Here is an 8,775-nt window from a genome sequence, read left to right on the forward strand (position 1 = left end):
TTTTAATAAAAATAGCGTTTAATCGCCAAATCTAAAAATCGATGTAATATAAAATTCTTTTTTTAAACATTAAATCTAAAGTGCATAATATCTCCGTCGCACACTACATATTCTTTTCCCTCGATCGCAACCTTCCCTGCTTCCTTACAAGCCACTTCTGACTTAAACTTCTGGTAGTTTTCGAGTTTGATCACTTCAGCCTTAATAAATCCTTTTTCAAAGTCCGTATGTATAACTCCCGCAGCCTGAGGTGCTTTCCATCCTTTTTTAATGGTCCACGCCCTTACCTCCTGCACCCCGGCAGTAAAATAAGTGATCAGGTTCAGGATATTGTAAGCGGCTCTGATCAGTTTGTTCAACCCTGACTCCTTCAAGCCATACTCTGACAAGAACATCTCACGCTCCTCCTTATCTTCCAGCTCAGCGATCTGGGCTTCTATGGAAGCAGAAACCACTACCACTTCTGCATTTTCATCCTTCACCGCCTGTTTCAACTTTTCAGAATACTCATTACCATCAGGCAGTGCCGTTTCCTCTACGTTGGCAACATAGATCACCGGCTTAGCGGTAAGTAACTGTAGATCAGCAACCGCTTTTTTATCTTCGTCTTCAACTTCAAGTGTTCTGGCATTCTTACCAGACTCCAGGTGTTGCTTATATTTTTGAAGTGTGGCCAGATCTTTCTTGGCTTTGGCATCACCACTTTTAGCAACCTTTTCAATGCGCAGTATCTTTTTGTCAACCGAATCCAGATCTTTCAACTGGAGTTCCGCATCAATCACTTCTTTATCAGAAATAGGATCAACCCTGCCCTCCACATGCACAATATTATCGTCGGCAAAGCAGCGCACCACGTGAGCGATAGCATCCACCTCACGAATATTGGCAAGAAACTGGTTTCCAAGGCCTTCACCTTTGCTGGCACCCTTAACCAATCCTGCAATATCCACAAACTCGATGGTTGTAGGCAATACCTTTTGCGGGTTCACCAATTCTTCCAGTATGTGTAAACGCTCATCAGGAACAGTAATTACTCCTACGTTAGGTTCAATGGTGCAAAAAGGAAAATTGGCAGCTTCTGCCTTGTTATTGGAAATTGCGTTAAAAAGTGTCGACTTACCCACATTCGGAAGCCCTACTATACCACATTTAAGTGCCATGAAATTCTATTTTTTCTGAACTTTAAAAATACCATAGCTTCTATAACCTGCATACAACTCTGAAACGGAAACCCGTATTACGGTGTAAACAGGTATGGCAGCAATCATTCCGGGAATACCTGCCAGCGAAGCGCCTGCAAATATAATTATAAATATTTCTAAAGGATGAGCTTTTACGCTTTTAGAAAAGATTAATGGTTGAAGTACAATGTTATCCACTAATTGCACAATAGCAAATACCGAAGCTATTTTCAATATCAGAAACATATAATCCTGAGAGGTAACCAGATCTGTACCTGTAGAAACCCCAACCGCTATACCAAAAGTCGCTCCCAGTATCGGACCCATGTATGGAATAAGGTTGGCAACTGCTGCAAACAACGCAATGGTAAGGGCGTACCTGATCCCTAGAATACCTAAACCAACAGATGCTATGCTGAATATGGAAAACATTTGAAACAATAAGCCGATCAGATAGTTGGAGAGCAGTCTCTCAATTTTATTATAAGCAGCTATTGTAACCTCAAAATACTTATTGGGAATAAAAGAAATCAACTTCTTGCGCATAGATCCCATTTCATAGAGGAAGAAAAATGAGATAAAACTAACAGCCAGTATACCCACAAAAAACTGACCTGTAACTGCGAGTACGTCATTCAGTATGTTTCCAATTTTAACGTTGGAAATGAATTCTATAATACTTTCCCTAAGACTGTTCACTATAAAGCCTTCCGGCTCGGTGGTAAGCCCGTTGACAATTAAGAAGTGTTCAAACCGCTGTAAGGGAAGGGTTAACCTGTCGTATAAGCTCTCATAATTAACCCCGGAGATAACCTCTATTTGCTCTGATATCAGAGGAATAAACAAAACAATGAAGGAAGCAATAAAAAGGATGAGGATCAGGTATGAAAAAATCACGGCAAGCAATCGAGGCATCCGGATATTGAACAACTGGGCCTTGGCCATGTATTGGGTCAATGGCCGGAGGATGCTGCTTACCACTATAGCTATGGCCACATAAATAAAAATATCGAAAAAGACCCACCCCAGCAGAATGATTGCTACGATAACCATCAAAATAAAAAACAATGTTCGCCAGAGCATATTGATCCTTTTAAACAAACATAACAAAAAAAGCCCTTGAAATTCAAGGGCTCCTCATTATATGGTTTATTAATTATTTTAATCCCATTTTAACTCGGTATCGATCTCACTCCTTCTCACATCACTATCCTCTCCATCCATATCTGACGGTCTGTCAAACTGGGTAAAATCAATATCAGGAAGCAATTCATCTTTTACATGATTTACTGTGTTGTTCAAGGCTTCAACAAACTTGTTAAAATCTTCTTTATATAAAAAGATCTTATGTTTTTCGTAGGTAAACCCATCATCCTTATACCTCCTCTTGCTCTCGGTAATTGTCAGATAATAGTCGTTCGAACGCGTTGCCTTAACATCGAAGAAATACGTTCTTTTTCCCGCCCTTACTCGTTCTGAAAATATTTCCTCTCTTTCATTGGTATTATTCTCTTCCACAATCCTAATAGTTTAGTTTACAATTTTGCCTTTTATACATAAATCGGATTTAAATATAGTATAATAATTAGGTTTAATGCAAACAGATAATTATTAATTATAAAACAATTTTCATTTACATGCGTTGTAAAGGGATCAATTCCTTAGCTTTATCTGCTGAAACAAGCAATTATCTTGTATGAAATTAGACCTAAACCAGGTTAAAAACCTGGGGCATATCGATTTTTTGGCCAAACAACTGGTGGAAGGTTTTATCACTGGGCTTCATAAGTCTCCTTACCATGGTTTCTCCGTAGAATTCGCTGAACATCAGCTATATAACACCGGAGAAAGCACCCGACATATCGATTGGAAGGTTTATGCAAAAACCGATCGCTTGTACACTAAAAGATATGAAGAAGAAACCAACCTGAGATGCCAGATTGTTATCGACAACTCTTCTTCAATGCATTACCCGCAGAAGAACAAGGGTAAGCTTACGTTTAGTATTCTGGCCTCAGCGGCCATAGCCTACCTCCTTCAAAAACAGCGTGATGCTGTTGGACTCACCACTTTTTCGGATAAAATAGAGGTCACCACACCTATCAAATCAACAGGCACTCACCTCAACAAAATATTCATTCAACTCGAAAACCTGCTCAACCAGAAAAGTGAACTCAAAAAAACAGCCGTTGCCAATATCCTTCATGAAGTGGCTGAAAAAAATCACCGAAGGTCGTTGATAATCATATTCAGCGATATGTTTGACAATGAAAATGAGCTGGATGAGATATTTAAAGGCTTGCAACACCTGAAACATAACAAACATGAGGTGCTGCTGTTCCATGTCACTGATAAAAGCACAGAGTATACCTTTGAATTTGAAGACCGGCCATACGAGTTTATAGATCTGGAATCAGGTGACAAGCTTAAGCTTCAGCCACATGAGGTAAAGGAACATTATACAAAACAGATCAGGGAGTATTATCAGCAATTGGCATTGAGGTGTGGCCAGTTAAAAATAGATTTTATTGAAGCTGATATTAATGAGGATTATAATGACATTCTGAATGCCTACCTTATAAAAAGGTCAAAGCTGAAATAGTAAGCAGTTTCTGACCACAGCCAGAAACTGCCTTTGAGTATTATTCGTTATGAAGCCACTCCTTTTTGGCTATCAACTCTTCTTCCGTCTCTACATAATCAGGGTCAGGCACACAGCAATCCACCGGACATACAGCAGCGCATTGAGGCTCCTCATGGAAACCTGTACACTCCGTGCATTTACCCGGCACAATGTAATAGAATTCATCAGATACAGGCTCCTGGTTCTCATCCCCGCCAATAACGACTCCATCTTCCATCTCAACTTCTGTAAGCTCAGTACCACCACTCCAGGTCCACTCTATACCACCTTCATAAATTGCAGTGTTGGGGCATTCCGGTTCACATGCACCACAGTTGATGCATTCATCAGTTATCATTATTGCCATATCTATAGCTTATTTCTCGTGTATAACATTAAATTTTAACAGATACATAAAGGTAAAACACAAACGATTCATTTTCTGACTTTTAGTACTAAAAATGACTAAAGTTCATGCTCATTTTTACGTAAACAAGATTAATTTTTAATCTTTGCAAAAATAGGAAGTATCTTCCTGCTTTCAAACATAAAGCGCAGACGAAAGGTTTACCGATATGACAGAACTTAAAGAAAGAATAGCAGCATTCACGGAGCTGGGAAAAAGAATTGATAACCTGGATGCAGAAACAGCAACAGAGTTGTTTGCAAAGGCCAGGTCAAACAATTCCTGGTTTACCCGGGAAAGTGTAGAATCTGCGCTTAAAGGCATTGTCAACTACCTGCACGAGGACAAATTGACCCGGTGGGCCGAAGCATATCCTGTAAGAAATCAAAACAAGAAAGTAGGAATAGTGATGGCCGGCAATATACCTCTCGTAGGATTTCATGACCTGCTTTCCGTCATTATCAGTGGCAACCAGGCGCACATTAAACTAAGCTCACAGGACACCGCGTTGATGACCTATGTAGTTCACGAGCTTATTAACATTTCTCCCGCTCTGGAAAAACAGATCATCATCAGAGACCAGCTAAAGGACATAGATGCGATCATCGCCACCGGAAGTGACAACACCAGCAGGTATTTCAATTATTACTTTGGCAAGTACCCTAACATCATCAGAAAGAACAGGACCTCATGCGCAGTGTTAACCGGTTCTGAGTCCGATGAAGACCTGGCCAGGCTGGGTGATGACATCTTTCTATACTTTGGCTTAGGCTGTCGTAACGTGGCCAAGTTATATGTCCCAAAAGGATATAAGTTTGATCAGTTTTACGCCGCGATAGAGCCTTTCAAGTACGTATCAGACCATCACAAATACAACAACAACTACGACTACAATAAGTCCATCTACCTGGTGAATGGAGTCCCCCACCTCGACAATGGCTTTCTCATGCTCAAGGAAGATAATGCAATGGTCTCCCCTATCTCTGTCATCTTCTACGAGCAGTACGCCTCAGAAAGTGAGCTGGAGGCTCTACTTGAGGCTAATAAAGAGAAGATCCAATGTGTAGTCACCAACAATAATAAGAGACCTGACAGCGTTAACTTTGGAGATGCCCAGCAACCTGAGGTTTGGGATTATGCTGACGGGGTTGATACCATGAAGTTTTTGGTGACACTTTAAGCAAGCTAGGACTGGATTATACTCCCGAAAAAATCAACACTTAACCCTCCTTCCACAGGGCGGATTCAAGCGGAATTTCTGAGGAGACTCTGACCTTGCTGCCCTGCGTTTAACATACAACTGTTAATAGCTTATCAAGAAAGCAGTTGGCACATGAGAATAAAGTGATAGAAGCGGTTTAACCTATTTCTAGTAGTAGTTTCTCATTGCAAGCTTTATTCTTCCCATTTTCCAACCCATTTGCTCCACAAGTTTTAAGATTGACCCAAAAGCAAAAAAGGCCACTTAATAGCGGCCTTTTTTGTTATCAATTATTTCCTGGTTAAGGTTTACCTCTCATTATCTCAACCCAGCCATTGTACACTTCGCCGGCCACATCAATTTTATAGAAGTATATACCATCTGGGATGTCATCCCCTGTCCAGTCATTTTTATAATCATCTGATTTATAAACCTCTGTTCCCCATCTATTGGTAACTACAAGTTCAACATCAAATTCCGGAAGGTTTCTGACAAAGAACGTATCGTTATACCCATCTCCATTAGGTGTAAAGATGTTAGGTACAAAAAGGTCTGTATTTAAAGGCACGCGCCCTGTAAGTGGCAATACGCAACCTAATTCATCGCTCACTTCAATAAAATACCTACCCGCAGGAATATCCTCATAGATACGTTCGAATTCCAAATTGTTATTCAATCGTACTGTATCATAATCCGTGATGTAGGATTGTCCAGGTACAGCCGCAGAGTCCAGCTCTATTCTTATCAGGTAAGGCGGTTCACCTCCTGAGAATTCGTGTATCTGCATAGACCCGGTAAACTTATCAGGCAACGAGCTTGTAGTCTCACCTACCAGGGCAAATAGCTTGGTAGGGATACGTAATATATCCGGATGTTCATAGATTATTTCAACCCCAGGACAAGCCGCCTGTTCCTGAACAAGCCTCAACCTGTATTCCTTATTAAAGTTAAGGAAGGTACGATTCTGAATTAAAAACTGCTGACCGGAATTGAGCGTAAATGTAATCTCATCCACCAAGTCAGATGTGAAGTTGTCAAATACTCTTAAGGTATACTGCGAAGTATTTTCTCCTTTAATATTTGATAATAATAACTCTCTGTTAACACCACCGGTTATGCACCCCAGTTTATAGTCAAAGTTTACAGCGGATGGCCCATCAGAAATAGACACCAATCGTCTATTTGGACAAGTGGCTCCCGTAGAAACAACCGTTACATAGTAGTCACCTTTTGCCAAATCATCAAAAGTAAATGAACCAAACCCATTAGAGGAAACATCAAAGAACTCTGTCGGATCTGTAGTCTGATCGGTACTTATACCAACCTGGAATTGACCAATTGAATGTATAATCACCTCAATTTCTCCATTTGAAGCGGTGTTATTACTGCAATCAGGATCAACCGGATTAGTTGAAAAATCAACCAATCCTGGGAATGGCACCACTATATTAAAGTCTCTTTCACATCCAGTTACTCCGTCATCAATAACGGTTAGTATATGATTACCACCTGCCATATTTTCGAACTTACCGCCGGATGGCAAATCATTAAAGACCACTCCATCAAGACGATAGCTATAAGAGCCTGTTCCTCCACTGATTGAGGTAACTGTTATACTTCCGTCATTGTTGTCACAGCTTGCATCTGTAGTAGAAGTCGTTAATGTGATCTGAGGATTACTGTTAAATATTGTCACATCTACTTCTGCAGGACAGCTTAAATTAATTGAACCGTCAGGCTTTGCCCCTGCAACAAGTATGGTAGTTGTGCCGGCTGACAAGTTTCTGACAATTCTGTCATTGCCCAATGGCACATAAATACCCGATGCATTATACCAGTAATCCCCAGTAAAGGAACCTGATAGCCCCGTGAGTGTAGCTGTTCCACTAGCATCTCCAAAACATGTAACAGCAGTCTCTGAACCAGGTAGGAGCTCCGCATCAACAGAAGAAAGCTCTTTCAACTCAATAAAGGAGTCTGCAAAAGAACATGTATTACCTGCCCCATCTGATATAGAATACCTGTATATACCTGCACTAAGAGAGTCCTCAGCAATAACCAGTGTATTTGATGGAAAAGCTACACTATAGCTACCCAAGCCTGATCCTGCTTCAAAAATAACCTGAAGCCCTGAGCTTGTTGTACCCGTTATCTCCAATCTAAAGGCACCATTATTGTCATCACAATCAGGTCTCGTTATGGAAACAATGCTTTTGGTGAAAGCAAAGCAGTTGGACCCACCACTACATGCCGGGTCTGTAGCAGGGAGGATATTTACTGGAAGAGTCGACGTAAAGGTTCCACAAGAAGCCGAAACTGCCACTACTTCAATGATTTGCCCGTCAGTAAATGACGTAGAAGCAAATGAATTGTTCGCTGAAGCAGCCTGTAAAACCGGACCACCTACGCCATCTCTGAATTCATAAGTATCAAAACCAGTAGTTGCAGTAAGAGTAACAAGTGTACCTGCACATGCAGCTGCCGGGCTCTGAACTAAATTAACAGAAGCTGACGCATTAATATTTAAGGTAATGGTTTCTGTAAAAGTCCCACAAGTTACTGATACAGCCTCCACCTCAATTACCTGACCATCGGTAAACGTGGTCGCATCAAAAGTATTATCTACCGAAGCTGCCTGCAAAACAGGACCGCCTACACCATCCCTGAACTCATAAGTATCGAATCCAGTGGTAGCGGACACCTCTATAGATGAACCAGTACATAATCCGGGGTCAGGGTTCTGCACTAGTACTAACGTAGAAGAGGCATTAATGTCCAATGTAATAGTTTCTGTAAATGTTCCACAGGTAGCTGATACTGCCTCTACCTCGATAACCTGACCATCCGTAAATGTGGTCGCATCGAAAGTATTATCTACCGAAGCTGCCTGCAAAACAGGACCGCCTACACCATCCCTGAACTCATAAGTATCAAAACCTGAAGTTGCAAGAATTTCCACTAACACCCCGGAACATGCTGGTGAAGGGTTTTGAGTTAAATTTAGTGAAGGTGTTGCATTAATATTTATAGTAATAGTGGATGTAAACGTTCCGCATGTAGCTGATACGGCCTCTACCTCGATCACCTGGCCATCTGTAAATGTGGTCGCATCGAAAGTATTATCTACCGAAGCTGCCTGCAAAACAGGACCGCCTACACCATCCCTGAACTCATAAGTATCAAAACCTGAAGTTGCAGACACCTCCACTGAAGAACCGGTACACAATCCGGGATCAGGTGATTGGGTCAATGACAATGTCGGAGTCGTATTGATATTTAAGGTAATGGTTTCTGTAAATGTTCCACATGCCGCGGATACTGCCTCTACCTCAATGATCTGACCATCGGTAAACGTGGTCGCATC

The 8,775-nt window shown here is 41.2% G+C and carries 7 protein-coding genes; 2 read left to right on the forward strand and 5 right to left on the reverse strand.

Features of this window, described 5'->3' with window-relative positions; genetic code table 11:
* Positions 1 to 62: 62 nt before the first annotated feature.
* The 3 genes from ychF to E1163_RS05445 all read right to left on the reverse strand — a co-directional run bounded on the left by ychF (position 63) and on the right by E1163_RS05445 (position 2,699).
* Positions 63 to 1,160, reverse strand: a complete 1,098-nt coding sequence (ychF, locus tag E1163_RS05435) for a redox-regulated ATPase YchF (protein WP_155170299.1) — start codon at positions 1,158 to 1,160, stop codon at positions 63 to 65.
* 6 nt (positions 1,161 to 1,166) lie between these two features.
* Positions 1,167 to 2,264, reverse strand: a complete 1,098-nt coding sequence (locus E1163_RS05440; RefSeq protein ID WP_185155971.1) for an AI-2E family transporter — start codon at positions 2,262 to 2,264, stop codon at positions 1,167 to 1,169.
* A gap of 78 nt (positions 2,265 to 2,342) precedes the next feature.
* The gene (locus E1163_RS05445; protein ID WP_343033754.1) at positions 2,343 to 2,699 is read right to left on the reverse strand and encodes a DUF3276 family protein; all 357 of its coding nucleotides are present in this window, start codon (positions 2,697 to 2,699) and stop codon (positions 2,343 to 2,345) included.
* Between the two features lie 178 nt (positions 2,700 to 2,877).
* Between E1163_RS05445 and E1163_RS05450 the strand changes: the two genes are divergently transcribed.
* Positions 2,878 to 3,783 (forward strand): DUF58 domain-containing protein, encoded by a 906-nt coding sequence (locus tag E1163_RS05450; protein WP_155170301.1) that lies wholly within the window; start codon positions 2,878 to 2,880, stop codon positions 3,781 to 3,783.
* A gap of 40 nt (positions 3,784 to 3,823) precedes the next feature.
* Here E1163_RS05450 and E1163_RS05455 read toward each other — a convergent pair whose 3' ends face one another.
* Positions 3,824 to 4,171, reverse strand: a complete 348-nt coding sequence (locus E1163_RS05455) for a 4Fe-4S dicluster domain-containing protein (protein WP_155170303.1) — start codon at positions 4,169 to 4,171, stop codon at positions 3,824 to 3,826.
* Between the two features lie 208 nt (positions 4,172 to 4,379).
* Between E1163_RS05455 and E1163_RS05460 the strand changes: the two genes are divergently transcribed.
* A complete protein-coding gene (locus E1163_RS05460; RefSeq protein ID WP_155170305.1) occupies positions 4,380 to 5,390 on the forward strand; it encodes an acyl-CoA reductase in 1,011 nt (336 codons plus the stop codon).
* Between the two features lie 322 nt (positions 5,391 to 5,712).
* On the opposite strand, the gene E1163_RS05465 is transcribed toward E1163_RS05460, so the two are convergent.
* The coding region (locus E1163_RS05465; RefSeq protein ID WP_155170307.1) for a T9SS type B sorting domain-containing protein at positions 5,713 to 8,775 on the reverse strand (3,063 nt) is incomplete at its 5' end.

The sequence above is a fragment of the Fulvivirga kasyanovii genome (assembly GCF_009711405.1).
Taxonomy (GTDB): Bacteria; Bacteroidota; Bacteroidia; order Cytophagales; family Cyclobacteriaceae; genus Fulvivirga; species Fulvivirga kasyanovii.

Excerpts from the sequence above, each read along its gene's own strand:
- ychF (WP_155170299.1), bottom strand. The coding sequence starts at position 1,160 with ATGGCACTTAAATGTGGTATAGTAGGGCTTCCGAATGTGGGTAAGTCG.
- E1163_RS05440 (WP_185155971.1), bottom strand. The coding sequence starts at position 2,264 with ATGCTCTGGCGAACATTGTTTTTTATTTTGATGGTTATCGTAGCAATC.
- E1163_RS05450 (WP_155170301.1), top strand. The coding sequence starts at position 2,878 with ATGAAATTAGACCTAAACCAGGTTAAAAACCTGGGGCATATCGATTTT.
- E1163_RS05455 (WP_155170303.1), bottom strand. The coding sequence starts at position 4,171 with ATGGCAATAATGATAACTGATGAATGCATCAACTGTGGTGCATGTGAA.
- E1163_RS05460 (WP_155170305.1), top strand. The coding sequence starts at position 4,380 with ATGACAGAACTTAAAGAAAGAATAGCAGCATTCACGGAGCTGGGAAAA.